This window comes from Streptococcus oralis, from assembly GCF_002386345.1.
GTDB classification, from domain to species: Bacteria; Bacillota; Bacilli; order Lactobacillales; family Streptococcaceae; genus Streptococcus; species Streptococcus oralis_S.
The window spans coordinates 1,926,121-1,944,530 of sequence record NZ_CP023507.1 but is presented as its reverse complement, the minus strand read 5'-3'; the positions used below and the strand labels follow the sequence as shown (position 1 = coordinate 1,944,530).

Sequence of the window (18,410 nt, the reverse complement as noted above, 5' to 3'; positions counted from 1 at the left end):
ACAGACTAAGAAATTTTCAAGACCTAATTGGGAGTTATTTTAGCTACAATCCACCTCTCAAACACAAAAACTCTCCCTTCTCTTTCGAGAAAGGAGATTCTTTTTTATCCTTGTCCGCCAGGGGTTGGACCGCCGCCTTGAGGTCCTCCATTTGGTCCACCACCTCCAGGCATAGAGTTGACGATTTCAGTTTGTTTTTCACCGTTGAGATAGATATCTCCGCCTGTGTAGGTCGCTGTTCCATCAAAGTCAAAACCTGTTTGACCAGTCATTTTAATGGTTCCGCCTGTGACTGTGATATTGCCGTTCGAGTCGATTGGATCTGTGTCTCCTTGGCCGACTTCTACTGTCAGGTTCCCACCGTTCATGGTAAAGAAGATTTCACTCTGTTGGGCGTTTTTATTAGCTGCATTGACTCCATCATCTGTCGAATAGATGCTAATGTCCCCACCGTTGATAGTGATGGACTTACCTTCAAGTCCTTCTGTCGAATTCTTGACGGTGTAGGTACCACTATCGATAACCAGGTCTCCAGAAGCGTGGATGCCATCATCTCCTGCTGTAACGGTGATGTTGTTGTTGGATAGGTACATGGTTCCGACTGAAGTATCCTCATCATTGTCCACCTTGACTCCATCCTCTTTGGCATCAATGGTCATGGTCGTACCAGTGATGTTGAGTTCATCATTGACATTAAAGGCATCGCCAACCGCTGTGATGTTATAAGTTCCACCCGTGATGTGGAGGGTGTCGTTGGCCTTGATACCGTTGTTCTTCTTGCCTTCTACATTAAGAGTGCCTTTCCCGTTGATGGTTAAATCCACCTTAGAAAATAAGGCTGCGTCGGCTTTTTCGTCGCTGTTCGTGCTTGAGTCAGAGAGACTGTTGGTGGTTCCCTCTGCTAGAGTTAAGTAGACATGGCCAGCTGATGTCGCAGATATCGCTGCATTGGTATTGGTCATGGTCGCACCTTTTAGGACTAGGTGAACATCTGCCGACTTATCTGCCTCGACCTTGATCTGCACTCCGTCAGACTGACCTGAAATCACATAGGTTCCAGATTTTGTGATGGTCACTGTTGATTCAGAGACTGTCACCCCATCTCCAGAGACGTTTGCAGATGAGCCAGATAGCTCAATCTTAGAAGCTGTGCTTTCGTCATAAGAGGTATCATTGTCCTTCTCTGTAAAATAGGATGATTGGTTTGTCTTTGTTGCAGTTGTTGTGGCACTATTTGTCGTTGCATTGGTATTGGATGTAGTTGTTGACTGGGCACATGCTGCCATCAGCACCATTGCCGTTAAACTCGTTGCGAGCAGGGTCCATTTTTTTGATTTCATACCTTTTGCCTCTCCTTCGTATGATATAGCTAGACAGTCTACAGAAGATTCCTGAAACAAAACTAAAACTTTTCTGAAAGTTTCCTTAAATTCCGTTTCGCTCAGTATTCTTTTGAAAGGGCTACTAGAAACAATTTGAGAGTACTAAAATGCATTTAATAGTTTTTAAAAGCAACATCCCCAAGTGCGATATCACTCTAACCCAAAAAGCCAAAAAGAAGAAAAATTTATAAGACTAAGATAAAGATTATAAAAAGAACAGCCCAAGCTGTTCTTTTTAGTTTTCTTTTACTGGGATTTCCTTGATGACACGCGCAGGATTCCCAGCTAGGACGACATTATCTCCGAAGGACTTGGTAATCACGGCCCCCGCTCCTGCAACGACGTTATTTCCCAGTGTCACTCCAGGAAGGACAATGACGCCACCTCCAGCCCAGAAATTATCTCCAATGGTGATGGGCTTGCCGTATTCGACCCCTGAATTGCGTTCATCCGGATCCAGTGGATGGAGTGGGGTTAAAAACTGACAGTTGGGGCCAAGCATGGCGTTGTTCCCGATGCGAATCGGGCAAACATCCAGCATGGTCAAGTTCCAATTAGAATAAAAATTTTCCCCTAGATGGATATTGACTCCATAATCGACCACCAAGCGTGGATTGACATAGAGATTTTCCCCAGTTGAGCCAAACCAAGTCTTGATGATTTCGGATCCCTTCAAGGGATCTTCTTCCTTGTTAAAGGCAGCCTGTTTTTGGCGAGAAGCTTGTGCCAAGGCACGCAACTCTGGGTCCGACGGACGGTAAGGCTCCCCTGCTATCATTTTCTGGTATTCGCTAGCCATCTTATCACCTCACACTTAATTTGGACCCATCATATCAAAAAGCCTTTGAAAGGTCAAGAATAGCCTGCTTTCTAAACTCTCAAAACCAATCCCCTCCCAAGTTAAAACAACTTGCTTGACAAAAGATTAACTTCATGGTTTAATATACCCCATAAGGGTATATTTGGAGGTGCCTATGTTTCACTTATTTACAAAAATTGACAGTATTTCTACCAGCGAGTTAGAAGCTAAACTCAAAGAACCGATTCAGCTACTAGATGTTCGGACGCCTACGGAATTCCGTAGAGGTCATATCAAAAATGCCAAAAATGTTCCTTTAACGGAAATCGGTTCATACACACCTGCGACAAAAGAAACACTTTATGTCATTTGTCACTCTGGTGTACGAAGCAAACTAGCTGCGAAAAAGCTTAAGAAAAAAGGCTACGATGTCATCAATGTCCGAGGCGGTATGAGCGCTTGGACAGGCAAGGTCATCTAGAAGCATAAAATAATTGGCTACGCAGCCTTGAACCTTATCGAAGGTCTGAGCGACCATATCCAATGGTGTCAGCTCAAAGACGATCTGACTAAGGGCAAATAATCCCTAGATGTGCGGACAAGTGGCGAATTTCAGAGTGGTCGACTCAAAGTCGACACCATCCACATTCCCCTAAACGAATTACGGGAACGCTTGGATGAATCGGACAAGAAGCAAACCTACATCCTTAGCTACCACAGCGTTTTGCACAGCTAGATCACAGAGCGTATCCTCCAGCGGCAGGATTTACCGTCCAAAACCTTGATGGCGCTTATTCACAATATAAAATGTCTAATCCAGAAGGAGTCAAATATGGAAACGAGTATCAGCATGGCTGATTTTTATGAAGAATACCTAAATGAAAATCTAAACCTTATCGATGTACGTGAAGAGCACGAATTCCAAGCAGGACATGCACCAGGTGCCAAAAATCTGCCTTTAAGTACCTTGGAGCAAGGTTACAAAGAACTCAAACCTGACCAGGAATATCATGTCATCTGTCAAGGTGGAGTCCGTTCCGCATCTGCTTGTGAATTTCTAAGCGCCCAAGGCCTCACAGTTATCAATGTAGAAGGTGGTATGAATGCTTGGCCCGGTCAAGTAAAATAAGCAAAAAACCGATTAAGTTCCTTAATCGGTTTTTTCATTTCTGCAACCCACTGATATAGGGCTCGTAACCCGTCGCTTCTATAAAACGAAGCAAATTGATGGTATCTAAAAAGAGGTTTTCTCATTGGTATTGGGGGAACTCATCCATTTGTCCGACATGATTTTTTGTCGAAACAAACTTAAATACCTTTGTCTGCATTGTTTATCAATAGCAAATTAGTTTATTTCCGTTTAATCAGGTATCGGATGGCCTTTTCCAAGCGTTCCTTTTGAGCCTCAGGGTCCTCTAGCGGTTGGTTGATGCAAGCGGTGAGATTTTCGGTAATCATCATCTCAATCACGCGCTCAACACTGGAGCGCACCGCGGTCAACTGGGTAATGATATCTGCGCAGTCACGATCTTCATCGATCATCTTTTGGATCCCACGCAACTGGCCCTCTGAACGTTTCAGGCGTGTTATATACTTTGAGTTTGTCATTGATTTATCCTTGGTCACTTTTTCTTCATTATATCTCGAATAAGGTTCTTTGTCAAAATTCTCATCCTATCTGTCTTTATAGGAGACAACCTTTTCTTTGTATTGGCTAGAAAAGATTACTGAACATGAAAAAGGAGAACTAAAGCTGTTCTCCTTGAAGCATAATCGGGACATCAAGTTTCCGATTAGTTATGCCTTATATCTTGGACAAAAAGGCTAGGATTACTATCCCATAGACCAGAACTAGGGCCAGTCCAAATCCGATACCAAACCACTTGTAAAACTTGTCCATCCCGCTATAGCGTTCGACATAGGCCCTGTTCGGCTTGTCTGGATCGTACCAAACCGTCAGCTCCGAATGAAGGGGGAAATGGGTCTGCATCAAGCGTTTGAAGGAAACAAAGGAGTTGCTGTAGCGAGTGATCGAAGGCGCTAGCATATCTTCTCTTGTATAGTCCTTTAAAAATTTAGTAGTCCCCCACGGAATTGTGACCGTTTTGAACATAAAATACTGCAAGGTTTTCTTATAAGCAATCCCATCCACCGTGTATTCGACGATAGGTGGATACCCCTCACGAAAACGGCTATAGCCGATAACCGTTCCAGGAACGGATGACTTGGCAAGGCGGACCAACTTCTGATCCCGAAGATAGAGGAAAAGAAAGGTCCCACACACAAATACAAAAGATAGGAAGATAACGATTGTTCCAACTATCAAACCAATCACTTCTTTAGTCATATGAACTCCTCCTGTTATTCTATACAGTAAAATCTCAAAACGAACTCATCCAGAAAAGACATCGAAGCCCTGGAGTCTACTCTTCGGATTTTTCTTTTGACTGTTTTTCTCTTAAATCTTTCACAGATTTCGATATGATATCTCTCACCTGTTCGTCAGTAAGTCCTGGAATCTGGTAATAGGGATTATTGGACTCGCTTTTTGACGGTTTTGTTCCTGAATTTTCGGTTTTAGAACTTTGTTCAGTCGAAGACGAGGATTTCGACTCTGAGGAACTGGACGACTCAGACTCAGAAGGCTTGGACGTTTCAGGCGTTTTAGAATCAACCTTAGGTGGCTTGTTTACTTGGTCGTTCGGCTGTTTCACAGGTTTATAGAATAGCCCAAAAGACAACAGCAAAGCAATCAAAGTCCCAATACCAGCCAAGGTTCTTTTATTGGCTTCAGCCGAGGGAACCTTTACTCCCTTTGTACTGAGTATTTTCCATTCTGGATGCTCTTTTTCTATAGCTTTTTTCTGTCTCCTAAGAGGACCAAGTAGAAAATGATTAAAAGGCACAATCGTTACCATAGCCACCGTTATAAGCGGGACATAATTGGAATGACTTGATACCAGTAGAACATCGAGTATAGCGAGAAGAATGAAGAGGAAACGCCCCACAAACTTACGAACTTGATGCTCTTTTTTGATTTGCAAATATCTCTCTTGTGACATTATTATATCTCCTCTTTTCTATTTCTCTTCCCTAAATAATACTTTTCCCTGCTTCCTTTCCATTAGAGCAAGCTCCAAAAATCAATGACAAGATGATGACAAATAACTTCTTCATTTTTTCCTTCCTATTTAAAATTCAATGTCAAATATCAATATCTATTGGAATATAAGACAAATGCTTTTGTCCCATTATTCTTCCTCCGTACTGGATTTATAATATTGTAAGAACTCTTCTTCGCTTTGAACCAAGTGTTCCTGTCCATCTTTCGAACTAGCTGCTGGAATGGTGATATCCTCAAAAATATTTGTACCCTCTGGAAGAACCAGCTTTAAGAAAGAGATTTTAAAACGAACATCTTCTTTTCCAAGGAAATATAATTCAGATAACAACCCTTTACTCAATATATCAAATACCTTTGGATATTTGCTTGATAAGGACAGGTATTGGGATTTTTCTACTGGTTTTTTAAAACTAAAAAGAGATAAGACAAAGGCAAGCTTTTCGTTTGAAAATTTATGATTCGAAATAAGAATATCATCTAACTTCGGTTTGTATGATCCTTTCTTATCGTTATAAAGATCTTTGGAAGTTTTACCAGATGGAGTAGCTGCTATTATCTTTCCTTCCTCTATATCAATAAGCCCAGTTTCAGTTTTTGATTCTGGCTGTTGGCCAATAGCCATACTAATTGGTAAGTAAGTTTTCCCTTGTTCCGTATACAAGAAATAATTAACGTCACGAACCCTTCTTGGAATATAATCCTTATTATATTCCCTCACCATCTGAAATACATCATACGTCTTTTGTTTGATTGTCCCATCTTTCGTGTCATAGACGTCTAACAACCAGTACTCTCCCTGCTCTGGAATATTACTTTTCAAATATGGCACCGCATCTTCTTCAAGAATCCAATACTTATACGTGGCTGATTTTAACTTATAACTTTGTTGGATGATATAGCGTTCTCCATTAACTCTCGTCATTGTTTCTACATTGACACGCGAATCATATTTCTTAGCCTCTTTCGCATCTTTTAACTCCGCATCATTATCCCACTCAATCGCTACTGCCTTGTTATCATCCATGAATTCATAACTTGCAATTTTAGCTCTTGGACTCCACATGACAAACTGAGTAAGTTCGTGCCTACGATATGCCTGATAAGCAAAATATAGTCCTATGACAGTAAGTGCTAGAAGCATGACTTGAACTAATTTTGATTTCATTATTTTTTTCATTATCTTCCCTCCTCAGTGATTTAGATAATATCAAAACGCTTTATAGGTCTAGTATCCATAACTGCCATATTCAAAAATTCAACATACTTTTCTTTCATCTTATCCCCCACTTATTTCTCTTCCCTAAATAATACTTTTCCCTGCTTGTATTTTCGTACGGCTAAGAGCCAGCGGATTGGATTGTTTTGAAATAGTAGAAGAACCACGCTAATTGGGACAATCGTTGCTCCGATTGGTACCATGAACATGGACGGCTCAAACCATTCCTGTTCATAGTAAGGAATGAAAGTCGCAGGTATAGCAAAAAATACAACAATAACAAAAACAAATAGAAGAACGAGGATAACAAATAGATACAAGATGATTTTATCGACTGTTGGTTCCTTATCTGGTGACTTCCTCCAAAAAGTACTTCTTTCTACCGCTTCTTTAAACTGTTCTTCACTTGCTGGAACAAGCGACTTGGCCCCACTGTAGAACAGTTTTTCAAATCCATAAACACTTCCGATAAAAACGAAAAGGATTGCGGCTAGATGGATAGGAATCATCCACTCACTCAATCTAAAGGGTGCTATCAAGGAACGAATCCAAATACTGATGACAGCAACTAGCAAGAAAGCAAAGAAGAGAAGCCAAGGCCACTTGGATTTCTTTGAACTGATAGCACCATCAGTGTCTGAAACGGTGCTAGATTCTGTTGTTAAAGCCTCTCTCGTCCTTGTGTTATAGTAGATGGATTGCAGGCTTCCTTGGCCTATATAAATGATTTTTCTCATCTTACATTTCTCCCTCTTTTCCTCGGCTATCGTCCTGTAATGTCTCCATCAGCTCTTTGAACAGTCGTTTGCGTGTTTTCATCTGAAATTCATAGACAATATAAACAAGTGAAAAAATCCCTAACATATACATCATCAAGAACAGAAAATCAGAGTAGGTAAAATAACGATAGATGGAAAACAGAATCATGAGGAAACAAAAAATCTCAACTAGGACTGTCCATCTAGATTTTCTTCTAAGTGTTTTAATATTGGCTTTTGTTAACCGAACTTTTCTAAATCTATCTGTCTTCATTTTACGTCGGGTAGATTTGGCAAGGAGAATTGTCCCGAAAATTAAAAACAGAGACATCAAGATAAAGAAAAGCAGATTGAAAGGGGATGAGACATCTCCAAAGGTTTGGTTGAGCAACTTCGACAGCCGTTGCAAGGAAAAGACTGCAATAGGAGCTGCAATGGCTGAATAATTCATGCCTTGTTTTACTTCATAGAATACTTGATTCCTCAGATCATAATAAATAAAATAGTCCTCCAGAGGGCCCATATTGATTAATTTTTTTATACTTGTGTCCATCTTATTTCCCGTCTCCTAAACTTAATACGGATGTTCAAACAGAGTTCTACTTTCTCTTAAAAGCATCGTGACAACGATTGCCAGTAGTCTATCCGATTTTCGGCGTTTGCCTTCCTAGAGAAAGAAAAGTTTATTAGTATTATAGCATGAACCCCCAGAAAAGGGAAAATATCCCCAGCAGATACCTTTGCTAGAGCCAAGAAAGGCTTCGTCATTCCATAAAAAAGCGAACAAGTCCGCATTCTAAAAACAGAATGCGAGCTTATCCGCCTTTTTCTATGTCTCTAAAATAAATAATGTGTTTTCCTCGTCTCATCGTGCCAAGCGAATGCGAGTCACAATCCCATCTGGGTCTACAAGATCCAACTCACTCGAATTTAGCCACTTAATCGGAGCTTCTAGCTCTTGTGCTTGCTTAACGATGTCCAAGAGTTCTTCCTTGCTTTCGACCTCAAGGACATAGTAGGCCAAGCCTGGCAAGCCTTGCTCACGCGGAGCTAGCCCTTTTCCAGCCCATTCGTTGACAGCCAGGTGGTGATGGTACTGACCAGCCGCTATCCAACTAGCACTAGGGATGCTAAATTTATCCTCTAATCCTAACACCTTTTGATAAAACTGGCTCGCCGCACGACTATCCTTCACCGATAGATGGATATGCCCCATTCTCGTCCCTTCAGCTAGGATAAAGGGATCCACCTTTTCCCCTAAATCATAGATATCCTGTGCCGCAAGGGCTTCGGTCACACCGATAATGCGGCCGTCTTCTCGAATATCCCATGAAGACACTGGCTTATCACGGTAGAGTTCAATGCCATTTCCTTCCAAATCCTCTAGATAAAGAGCCTCACTGTATCCATGATCTGCACCCCCGACCAGAGGAATCCGCAAGTCACTTAGATGTTTCAAGACATCTGCCAAGGCTTTTCGTGTCGGCAACAAAATCGCCAGATGGTAGAGCCCATAATGCTCCCTTACTTCGCCAGACTTTTCTGCCTGAATCAAGTGAACCAAGGCTTTTCGACCAAGTCCCAAAATCGCTTCTGTCTCTGTTTGGGATAAAATCTCCAAGCCAATAATCTGGTGATAAAAAGCCGTTTGATTCGTTAAATCCTTGACATTTAAAACAGCCTCTGCTAGGTAAATGTGGCTTTGGTATGCATAAGTCATAGGGTGTCTCCTTTTGTTTGTTGTAACTTTATTAATTACATCAATTATACACTATTGAGATAAAATGTCAATGAAGACAACTTAAAAGAGCTGGAAACCAGCTCTTCTTTTTATTTTACAACAAGCTCATAGCGAGTTTTGCTGGTAAAGATTTTCCCTGCTTTAAGAATGACTTGGTCTTTGAGGTTGCTGTGAATGGCATCTGGTAAAGCTTGCGCTTCAAGGGCAATTCCATTGTGCTGTACCATTGGCTGGCCTCCTATGATGACACTCTCATCCACAAAGTTTGCTGTGTAGACCACAAAGCAAGGGGCCTCTGTCTTGAACAGCAGGAAACGACCTGAGTTTTGGTCATAAAGGAAACCAGCATTGTCATGACCGGCAGGAAGGGCAAATGGGTGATCCAAACCAGATACCAGCTGGATTTGCTCATCTTCCTCTGCAAAGATGTCCTTCAACAAAGCACCATTATAGATGTGTTTAACTACATCACGAGTAGCATCTGGAGTCTTAGCCGGAACACCGTCCGGAGCGATTGGGTAAATGCCCTCCGTATTTAGCTGGAAGACATGGCGGTCAACTGTCTGCGTGAAATCACCAGACAAGTTGAAGTAGCTGTGATTAGTTGGATTGACAAGCGTATCCTGATCTGTCGTCACCTTATAGCTGATTTCGTAGGCGCCAGTTTCTTCCAAGTGGTAGCTGATCCAGATTTTGAGATTACCAGGGAATCCTCCTGTCCCATCTGTACGCTCTGTGTAGAGGGTCAAGCCATGGTCGCTTACCTCAGTCAATTCAAACAAGCTCGCATCCCAACCTGTTGAACCACTGTGGTTACAGTTGCTAGCATTGTTGACTTCAAGATTATAGGTCTGGCCATTGAGTTCAAATGTTGCACCTGCAATACGGCCCGCTACAGGACCTACACTTGCTCCATGCTTGGGACTATTGCCTACATAGCTATCAAAATTATCAAAGCCCAAGATCACATTGGCAAAATTACCAGCCTTGTCAGGTGTGACATAGCGCAAGATGGTCGCACCATAGGTCATAACTTCAAGCTGGTAACCACCGTCAGTCTCAAAGCGATAGGCCAAGACATCCTTGCCCTCATGATTTCCAAATACACGCTCTGTGTATGCTTTCATTCTTCTCTCCTTTGATCTATTTCTCTTAAGTAAACAAACCATAGAGAGCCTATTCACCATCTATGGTTGTAGTTTTTATTTTCAGAATCCTTTGTCAGAAAACCTTAACAAAAGGGGGTTCTTCTATACTTGTTTTATGCTTCCACACGTTCAGTCCATGAAGTCGCTGTTGTTTGAAGAACCTTGTTGAGTTCGTCAATGTTCTCAAATCCAGTTGTGCGAAGCCATTCGCGAGCTGCTGCTTCACCATCTTTGATGTAAGCTTCAACTGATCCAGCCCATGTTGCACGGCCACAAAGAACTCCGTTGAAGTTTGCGCCTGATTCGTGAGCAAAGACAAGGGTTTCTTGGAAGAGTTTAGCTGATACACCCGCACTTAAGTAGATGTAAGGAAGATTTGTTGCTTCGTCTTGAGCTTTGAAGAAGGCTGCTGCTTCTTCACGTGTATGAACGATTTCACCATCACCAAAGCCTTCAACGTATTTGACGTTGACTGGAACTTCCACTTTCAAGACATCAATGTTAAAGCGTGGGTCTGAGAAGACCTTCATAGCACCGATAACCTTGTGTGGTTTTACTTTAGCGTATTCAGCAGAACCTGCGTCAGCGATTTTTTCATCATAGGCAAGAATTTCAAGGAAGAATGGAATGTCTTCCGCCACACACTCAGAACCAATGCGCTCGATGTAGGCTTGTTTTTGTTGGTTGAGTTCGTCAGAGCTATCTACGTCATAGTAAAGCAAGAACTTGACAGCATCTGCACCTTGTTCTTTGATGCGTTTGGCAGACCAAACATCCAAGCAGTCAGGCAAGCGTTTAGTGCTAGTTGTGTCATAACCCGTTTTCTCATAAGCAAGGAGAAGACCAGCATTGGCATCAAGCGCTTTTGTAGCTGGAAGTCCATACTCTGGGTCTAGAAGCATAGAGGATGCGTATTTAGTCAATTCATCTGCAACCAAGACTTTGAGTTCTTCCATTTGAGCCACTGTTGGCTCTTCTGTTTGGTATTGAGCCATAAGGCGTTTCAACGCACCACGTTGGTCAAAGGCAAGAGCTGAGATAATGCCGTTCTCGTCAGAGAGTTTTTGCAAGCAAGCTACTTTATTGGGACTTAATTGTAATTTACTCATAGACACTTCCTTATTTTTGATAGTCATGAATGATCACACCTTGTACCACACGGTTTACAGTGCCAGTAGGAGATGGTGTATCTGGTTTATTTTCTACCTTGAGTGAAGTCAATAGGGCAAAGAGTTGGGCATAAACGATGTAAGGGAAGACACGGTAAATATCGTTCAAGACACCGCCACAACCAAGTGCTACTTCTTTGACATTTTCAAGACCAAAGGCTTGATCACTCAAGAGCACAACACGACGAGCAATCTGATCACCAGCCACTTCACGAACCAAGTCCAAGTCGTACTTGCGAGTGTAGTCTGTCGTTGTACCAAATACCAAAACAACGGTATCTTCGTTGATCAATGATTTTGGACCGTGACGGAAGCCGACTGGGCTCTCATACATGGTCGCCACTTGACCAGCAGTTAATTCCAAAATCTTGAGCTGAGCTTCATGAGCAAGGCCAAAGAAAGGACCTGCACCCAGGTAGATAACACGGTTAAAGTCGAGGTCAACAAGCTCTTTAACATCTGCTGCATTGTCTAGAATCTTACGAGCAAGGCTAGAAACAACTTCAAAACGTTCAGTTTTCACAGCAAATTCTGTAGGATCAAAGACCAAGAGAGCTGTTAGCATCATAGACGTAAAACTAGAAGTCATGGCAAATCCAGCGTCATTGGAAGCAGCTGGTTGCAAGAGTAAGAGATTGTGGTCATCGCCATGGGCTTGAAGTGCCAATTTCCCTTCTGCAGCACATGTAATGGTCACTTGATAGAGGTCGTCAACCAAGGCTTTAGCCAAATCAACCGTCGCCACACTTTCAGGTGAATTCCCACTACGAGCAAAGGAAACAAGGACAGTCGCCACATCTTTTTTCAAATAAGTTTCTGGATTGGCAACAATATCAGTTGTCGCAATAGCATTGAAATTCCATTTGCGTTCGTCATAGACTTCCTTAAAGTATGGTACCAAGGTATCTCCCACATAAGCAGAAGTACCAGCACCCGTCAAGATGACCTTGATATAGTCATGTTTATTCGCAATCCCTTGTAGGAAGGCTGCAATTTCTTCACGTTTTGCTTGATAGGCTTCAAAAGCTTCTTTCCATACATCGGGCTGTTGGTAGATCTCACGAGTCGTGATTTCTGCACCCAGTTCAAGTAATTCTTCTTTTGTGTAATTTAGCATAGAGTTCCTCTAATCTATTGTTGTTTCATTCTTATTGAAAATATGGGAATGGGAGTGACTCCCATTCCCATGTATATTCTATATAAGATGCTCTAAGTTACATCTTATACTCAATGAAAATCAAAGAGCAAACTAGGAAGCTAGCCGCAGGTTGCTCAAAGCACTGCTTTGAGGTTGCAGATAGAACTGACGAAGTCAGTAACATCTATACGGCAAGGCGACGCTGACGTGGTTTGAATTTGATTTTCGAAGAGTATTATTCATCTTCGTCATCATCGAAGCCCGCTAATAAATCGTTGACTTTTACAATGCTTTCTGCAGCACGGCTCTTATAGTCTGCATCTGCACCTGTAAGGCTGGCATTGATAAATTCAATCACCATTGGAAGATTCATCCCTGCGTAGAGTTCAATGTCGCGACCTTCCATAATCAAACGGCTCACCACGTTACATGGAGTTCCACCAAGAAGATCCGCAAAGACTAGGAAATCATCCAATCCTTCAACAGCAGCTTCAAATTTAGCAGTAAATTCTTCTGGTCCATCTTCTGGAAGAAGAGCAACCGCATGAATGTTGTCTTGTGGTCCCATAATCATTTCTGTGCTACCTTTAAGTTCTTCACAGAAACGACCGTGGCTCACTAAAATCAATGATTTAGTCATAAATTATGCGCCCATTCCAAGTGCAAATTTACCAAAGGCAGAAAGAGCCAAGGCAAGCACGATAATGATACCGATAGCTTTTGTAGAGTTCATACCTTTCTTACCAAGCAACCAGAAGATAAATGCAGTGAAGATTGCTGGAAGCAAACGTGGGAAGATTGAGTTCAAGATGTCTTGGAAGTCAATCATCTTTTCACCGATTGGTAATTTGTATGAAATTTCAAAGTTGATCATTGTTGCTACAAGAGCACCCATCATGAATACACCAAGTACAGATGCAGCTTCAATCAAAGCTGTCAAAGTACTTTGCATGTTGTTGATAAGGTTAACCCCTTCTTTGTATGCAAATTCCAACTGTTTCCAACGGAAGATGTCATACGCTACTGCAACTGCAATCCAAAGGAAGATACCCCAAGGTTGACCAGCAATAGCCATTGTTGCAGCGATAGATCCCATGATAGCAGGTACAAGTGAACCAAAGATAGTATCTCCAAGAGGAGCGAATGGTCCCATCAAACCTGTCTTGATACCGTTAACCGCATCTTTTGAACCCACACCATCTTTTTCTTCCATGGCAAGGTCAAAACCAGCGATAATTGTGTGGAAGAATGGTGAAGTGTTGAAGAATTGAGTATGAACTTTCATCATTTCTTTCAACTCAGGAGTTCCATCTCCATACATTTTACGCAATTGTGGCAAGATCATGTAAAGGTAACCTGATGCTTGCATACGTTCGTAGTTCCATCCCAATTGGAAAGTGAACAAGCTACGTTTGTTAATTTGATTAAAATCTTCTTTTGTTAATTTGTAATTAGAATTCGTCATCTTCAATTTCCCCACTTTCTGATGGTGTAGAAGGTGCTGCTACAGCTACTTTTTGGCTGTTCTTAAAGTGAACAACCGCAAGGAAGATACCTACGATAGAGATACCGATCATAGACAATCCTTTGAAGTTGTTAACAAAGCCAATTTTTTCAGCAACTTCAGCAGGAAGAGTGCCAATGATTCCAGCAACTGCTCCACCAAGACTTGTTACGTTTGAGTAAAGAACAGTCAACATAGCTGTCAAACCGAATCCCATAGCAAGGTAGTGAAGGTTACGTTTAACTGGAAGGTAACGAAGCAAGATTGCAAATCCAAGACCTGGAAGCATACGACCTGCAAGTGTCAAACCGTCTGCAACCCATTGGTATTCTTTAACAAGGTTTACAACACCTTGTACGAATTCTCCACCAAAAGCAAGAGCGAAGAATACTGGAAGGGCACGTGAAAGAGCCCATGGAATCGCACCAAGTAGGTAGTTGCGTTCGATTCCTTTGTAGTCAAAGCGTTCAATCGCAGCGTCAATACGGTGTGCGAAGAATGTAGTAGTCATACGACCAAGTACGTCGAAGTAAGTCAAAAGTGCTGCTACTGGTACAGCGATTGTTGTAATCGCAAGATCTGTATCAATACCTTGAGAGATAGAGAATGCTGTTGCAAGAACCGCACCAGAAGTTGCGTCGATACGAGAAGCACCACCAAAGGTACCAACCCCGAGAACGAACAACTGCAAGCTACCACCGATAAACAAACCAGTTGTCACATCTCCCATGATCAAACCAGTAATGAAACCAGCGAATACAGGGGAACCTGCAGATGAAACGATTGTCAACTCATCACAGATTTGATAAGCTGAGTACAAAGTGAGAAGTAAAATTTGCCACGGTTGTATCATAACAATGACCTCCTAAAAATTTTTTCCTATTTTAATAAGCTCAAAAAGTCTGAAACTGGATCATTTGGAACCATTTGAGCAGTGAGTTTCACACCTTTTTCTGCTAGTTTGTGGAAATCTTCCACATCCTTGTCTACCACGTTGATAGAACGTGTGATAGAGCGAGTTTCTGGTGTTTGAGACATATTGCCAACGTTGAGTGTTTCAAGCGGAACACCTGCTTCGACCAAACCAAGGAAACGGTCTGGTTTACGTGCAACGATAAAGAGACGTTGGCTATCGTATTTACCAGCAAGGATATTTACTGCTGCTTTCTCAACTGGCAAGATACTGAGTTTCACACCTGGTGGTGTCGCAAGTTTCAAACCACTCTTTTCAATATCGTTGTTAACAACTTCGTCGTCTACAACCATAATGCGTGAAACATTTAGTTTTCCAGCCCAAAGATTGGCTACTTGACCGTGGATCAAACGTCCATCGATACGGCATCCTACAATTGTCATAAGTTTTCCCCCTTTATGTGTTTTAGTGTAGGTTTACGAGTTAAATGAATCTCTTCTTTATATTCGCCCTCAGTTTCAAAGATGATGATGCGGTTAGCACCTTCCTTGAGATAGCTATGAGGGATATAAAGTGAGAGGGTCGGGCCGACGTTCCAGAAACGTCCTAAGTGACGCCCGTTGACAAAGGCAACTCCCTTACCAAACTCAGACAAGTCTAAGTAGGTATCCTTCGGCTCTTCAACAGTAAAGTCGAAAGCGTAAAAGGCTGGTTGTCCTTCTGTCCATCCTTTTGAAAAATCAATCTTCTCAGGATTATCCAGTGGCAGTGGATATTGTTTCCAATTCAGTAAGAAATGTAGATCCTTGCAGACACCTGTTCGAATTCCTTTACGCTGCGTATCTGCCAAAAACTTATGTCCGTAGTTGACACGCCCCATATTTTCAATCAAGATGTCAATCTCTGAAAAGCCTTCTCGGTTGCCTTGACAGTAGATGTCTTCGCCAATCTCTGTCTGGTATTGAGTAGCAATCCATTGACCATCTACAAAGAGTTGAGCTCGGTCACGTCCATCGATGATACGGAGACGTTCCTCTTCTGCATCCCAACTTGCCTCCGTGCGGTAGAGAAGGTAGCCATAACTTTGACCAAGTTCTTCCATCGCTTTTGGATAGAGGCTTTCAGTAGGACTAGAGAGATTATCCAGGGTTTCAAACAAGGAAACTTTTTCGACCAATGGAATGGACCCTATCTCCATGCTTTCCTTATAGAGTGGTTCCAACTGTGGATACTCTGGGAAGTGGGTTGCCATCATCTTCTTGACTGCTAAGTATTTAGCAGTTGGATTTCCTTCTTCATCGAGAAGGGCATCATAGTCGTAAGATGTGACTTGCGGCAAATCCAGAGTTCCTCGAGCCGAGCAACCATTCATGAAACCAAAGTTTGTACCACCATGGAACATGTAAAGGTTGATAGAGCCTTGCTCCAATACCTCTCGAACAGCTTCTGCCAATTCTTTAGGATCACGAGTGATGATGGGTTCTTTCCAACGGTTGAACCAACCATCCCAGAATTCCATACACATGAGGGGCCATTTCTTGCCATGCTCATCAAAGAATTCCTGCATCTGTGAAAAGTTGTACGGAGCTTTAGAACCGAAGTTTCCTGTCACAAAGAGATCGTCTTCGATCAAGGTTCCGGCTTTCAGAGTAGCCCTCCATGGGCCATCTGAAGTAAAGAGTGGGCAATCAATCCCTCGGTCTTCCATCAATTTCCGAATTGCTCGTAGATAAGACTTATCTTCTCCATAAGAGCCATATTCATTTTCGACTTGCATCATAAGAATGTTTCCACCATTATCCAACAAGCGAGGCACAAGCCTTGGCAATAATTGGTCATAATAGCGAGCAACAGCCTCGATGTAGGCCGGGTCGGACGAGCGAATTCGCATGTCCTTTGTCAAGAGCCAAGCCGGCAAGCCACCAAATTCCCATTCCGCACAGATAAATGGAGACGGGCGTACAATGGCATAGAGACCTAGATCTTGTGCAATTTGAAGAAATCTCTCCAAATTTCTGGCACCTTCAAAATCAAACTCCCCTTCAACAGGTTCGTGTAAATTCCAAGCCACATAGGTCTCGACTGTATTAAAGCCAAGCGCCTTTAAGTTATAGAGAGAATGATACCAATCCTCTGCTGGAATCCTAAAATAATGAATGGCGCCGGACAAAATCTTGAACGGTTTTTCGTCTAAATAGAAATCGTCCTCAATTTTAAATCTGGTCATGTTATTACCTCTGACGAATTAAGTTTGCGCTTTCATTTATTATAATATTAACTATAATCAAATCTTTTGCATTTGTCAATAGGTTTTAGAAAATTATTTAAAATTTTTCTATTTTTTTACTTACCGTTTACCGAAATTATCTAAAAATAGCATGAAAACGATCTTTTTATGTATGATAATTCACAAGAACATCAAATGAATTTTTTTACATGTAAAATAACATTTTTAGTCTATTATTTTAATTTTTTGACCTTAATACTACTCTTTTCTCTATATTTGTGGTAAAATCAAAATTGGAGAAAGAGAATCGAGGTGAAATTTATGGCTATTCCTAAATACCAATATATTAAAGATGAATTAAAAAATAAAATCATCTCTGGTCAATTTGCAAGTGGAGATAAATTTTATACAGAAGCCGAATTGATCGCGATGTACGATGTGAGTTCAATCACAGTTGTTCGTGCCTTGAATGACCTTGCTAAAGACGGCTACATTGTCCGCCAACAAGGTAAAGGTACTTTCGTTTCACGTGCCCGTAAGCACAAACTCGTTGAGTTTTCAGATGTCGAAATCTTTGAAACAAAAGACGATAAAGTTACTGTCCTTTCTATCGAGCGCGGAAACAAACTTGAATATTTAGATAAACTTGGACTACGTGGAGATCAATTCTACTATAAGATTGAACGTATTCGTCAGACAAACGATGTGACATACATCTACCACACATCTTATATTCCTGAGCAATACATCAATGCCAACTATCCAAATCTTGACTATTATAGCTCTATCTATACACGTTTCAAATTGGATTACCGCATTCACATGAGTGATGAACATTTTGAGGAAATCAACGAAATCGCATTCCCAACTCCAGAGCATGCTGCTTCTGTACTCGGAATCGATACACAATTCCCAACTGTCTTCCAAACGAAGACTACAAAACTTGAGGCCACTGGCCAAGTCCTTGCCTATAGTGAAACTTATAAGCGAGCAGACTACTACAAAATCAAATTCATCTCATGTAACCGAGGTCATTAAGAAAAAGCCTGAGCCTAGCTCAGGCTTTTTCTATATTCATTATAGCACGAGAAAGAAGTTGTGAAAACGCTATGAAGGGCTCTTATTTAATTAGTAGCATTTTTACTAAAAACAAGGTAAAATTTCGTTTGGTTTTTCCTCTGTTTTATCCCTCATTAGCAAATTTCTCCTAAATCTTATGATTTCCTCTATTTATTATAGTTCTTATATAAACCCACTTGACATTTTACTCCTTAGATAATAAAATAAAATT

General features: G+C 41.5%; 20 protein-coding genes and 1 pseudogene. 4 read left to right on the top strand and 17 right to left on the bottom strand.

The window, feature by feature from the left end; translation table 11 throughout:
• Positions 1 to 104: 104 nt before the first annotated feature.
• Complete coding sequence (locus CO686_RS09545; RefSeq protein ID WP_049500772.1) at positions 105 to 1,340, bottom strand: carbohydrate-binding domain-containing protein; 1,236 nt, start codon at positions 1,338 to 1,340, stop codon at positions 105 to 107.
• Positions 1,341 to 1,617: 277 nt separating this feature from the next.
• The gene (locus tag CO686_RS09540; RefSeq protein WP_049500774.1) at positions 1,618 to 2,181 is read right to left on the bottom strand and encodes a sugar O-acetyltransferase; all 564 of its coding nucleotides are present in this window, start codon (positions 2,179 to 2,181) and stop codon (positions 1,618 to 1,620) included.
• A gap of 175 nt (positions 2,182 to 2,356) precedes the next feature.
• Between CO686_RS09540 and CO686_RS09535 the strand changes: the two genes are divergently transcribed.
• The 3 genes and pseudogenes from CO686_RS09535 (at position 2,357) to CO686_RS09525 (ending at position 3,310) form a co-directional block, all read left to right on the top strand.
• Positions 2,357 to 2,662 (top strand): rhodanese-like domain-containing protein, encoded by a 306-nt coding sequence (locus CO686_RS09535; RefSeq protein ID WP_096753757.1) that lies wholly within the window; start codon positions 2,357 to 2,359, stop codon positions 2,660 to 2,662.
• Between the two features lie 9 nt (positions 2,663 to 2,671).
• Positions 2,672 to 3,039, top strand: a pseudogene (locus CO686_RS10515) (rhodanese-like domain-containing protein); the annotation flags it as partial.
• Positions 3,014 to 3,310, top strand: coding sequence for a rhodanese-like domain-containing protein (locus CO686_RS09525; protein WP_049500778.1), 297 nt, complete (start codon positions 3,014 to 3,016; stop codon positions 3,308 to 3,310). The pseudogene CO686_RS10515 and the gene CO686_RS09525, both read left to right, overlap by 26 nt.
• 221 nt (positions 3,311 to 3,531) lie before the next feature.
• Here CO686_RS09525 and CO686_RS09520 read toward each other — a convergent pair whose 3' ends face one another.
• The 15 genes from CO686_RS09520 to CO686_RS09445 all read right to left on the bottom strand — a co-directional run bounded on the left by CO686_RS09520 (position 3,532) and on the right by CO686_RS09445 (position 17,119).
• Positions 3,532 to 3,789, bottom strand: a complete 258-nt coding sequence (locus tag CO686_RS09520; protein ID WP_049500780.1) for a metal-sensitive transcriptional regulator — start codon at positions 3,787 to 3,789, stop codon at positions 3,532 to 3,534.
• Between the two features lie 196 nt (positions 3,790 to 3,985).
• Complete coding sequence (locus CO686_RS09515; RefSeq protein ID WP_049500782.1) at positions 3,986 to 4,528, bottom strand: DUF3592 domain-containing protein; 543 nt, start codon at positions 4,526 to 4,528, stop codon at positions 3,986 to 3,988.
• A 76-nt stretch (positions 4,529 to 4,604) separates the two neighbouring features.
• Positions 4,605 to 5,243 carry a hypothetical protein gene (locus tag CO686_RS09510; protein ID WP_049500784.1) on the bottom strand — a complete coding sequence of 213 codons (639 nt, stop codon included), beginning with the start codon at positions 5,241 to 5,243 and terminating at the stop codon, positions 4,605 to 4,607.
• 189 nt (positions 5,244 to 5,432) lie between these two features.
• The gene (locus CO686_RS09505; protein ID WP_049500313.1) at positions 5,433 to 6,482 is read right to left on the bottom strand and encodes a hypothetical protein; all 1,050 of its coding nucleotides are present in this window, start codon (positions 6,480 to 6,482) and stop codon (positions 5,433 to 5,435) included.
• A 110-nt stretch (positions 6,483 to 6,592) separates the two neighbouring features.
• Positions 6,593 to 7,258, bottom strand: coding sequence for a hypothetical protein (locus CO686_RS09500; protein WP_070837678.1), 666 nt, complete (start codon positions 7,256 to 7,258; stop codon positions 6,593 to 6,595).
• A 1-nt stretch (position 7,259) separates the two neighbouring features.
• Entirely contained in the window at positions 7,260 to 7,832 is a 573-nt protein-coding gene (locus tag CO686_RS09495; RefSeq protein ID WP_096753756.1) for a hypothetical protein, read from the bottom strand.
• 312 nt (positions 7,833 to 8,144) lie between these two features.
• Complete coding sequence (locus tag CO686_RS09490) at positions 8,145 to 8,999, bottom strand: VOC family protein (RefSeq protein WP_096753755.1); 855 nt, start codon at positions 8,997 to 8,999, stop codon at positions 8,145 to 8,147.
• A gap of 110 nt (positions 9,000 to 9,109) precedes the next feature.
• A complete protein-coding gene (locus CO686_RS09485) occupies positions 9,110 to 10,147 on the bottom strand; it encodes an aldose epimerase family protein (protein ID WP_096753754.1) in 1,038 nt (345 codons plus the stop codon).
• Positions 10,148 to 10,281: 134 nt separating this feature from the next.
• A complete protein-coding gene (gene lacD / locus CO686_RS09480) occupies positions 10,282 to 11,277 on the bottom strand; it encodes a tagatose-bisphosphate aldolase (RefSeq protein WP_004245774.1) in 996 nt (331 codons plus the stop codon).
• 10 nt (positions 11,278 to 11,287) lie between these two features.
• Positions 11,288 to 12,454: an SIS domain-containing protein gene (locus tag CO686_RS09475; protein WP_096753753.1), complete on the bottom strand. Its 1,167-nt coding sequence runs from the start codon at positions 12,452 to 12,454 to the stop codon at positions 11,288 to 11,290.
• Positions 12,455 to 12,710: 256 nt separating this feature from the next.
• A complete protein-coding gene (locus CO686_RS09465; protein WP_096753751.1) occupies positions 12,711 to 13,115 on the bottom strand; it encodes a PTS sugar transporter subunit IIA in 405 nt (134 codons plus the stop codon).
• Between the two features lie 3 nt (positions 13,116 to 13,118).
• The gene (locus tag CO686_RS09460) at positions 13,119 to 13,940 is read right to left on the bottom strand and encodes a PTS system mannose/fructose/sorbose family transporter subunit IID (protein ID WP_000185293.1); all 822 of its coding nucleotides are present in this window, start codon (positions 13,938 to 13,940) and stop codon (positions 13,119 to 13,121) included.
• Positions 13,927 to 14,832 (bottom strand): PTS mannose/fructose/sorbose/N-acetylgalactosamine transporter subunit IIC, encoded by a 906-nt coding sequence (locus CO686_RS09455; RefSeq protein ID WP_065371455.1) that lies wholly within the window; start codon positions 14,830 to 14,832, stop codon positions 13,927 to 13,929. Before CO686_RS09455 ends, CO686_RS09460 begins: the two co-directional genes overlap by 14 nt.
• Before the next feature lie 26 nt (positions 14,833 to 14,858).
• Positions 14,859 to 15,335 (bottom strand): PTS sugar transporter subunit IIB, encoded by a 477-nt coding sequence (locus CO686_RS09450; RefSeq protein ID WP_044020041.1) that lies wholly within the window; start codon positions 15,333 to 15,335, stop codon positions 14,859 to 14,861.
• The gene (locus CO686_RS09445) at positions 15,332 to 17,119 is read right to left on the bottom strand and encodes a glycoside hydrolase family 35 protein (RefSeq protein ID WP_061587428.1); all 1,788 of its coding nucleotides are present in this window, start codon (positions 17,117 to 17,119) and stop codon (positions 15,332 to 15,334) included. Before CO686_RS09445 ends, CO686_RS09450 begins: the two co-directional genes overlap by 4 nt.
• A gap of 321 nt (positions 17,120 to 17,440) precedes the next feature.
• On the opposite strand from CO686_RS09445, the gene CO686_RS09440 reads away from it, so the two are divergent.
• Positions 17,441 to 18,157: a GntR family transcriptional regulator gene (locus tag CO686_RS09440; protein WP_001007181.1), complete on the top strand. Its 717-nt coding sequence runs from the start codon at positions 17,441 to 17,443 to the stop codon at positions 18,155 to 18,157.
• The last annotated feature ends 253 nt before the right edge of the window (positions 18,158 to 18,410 follow it).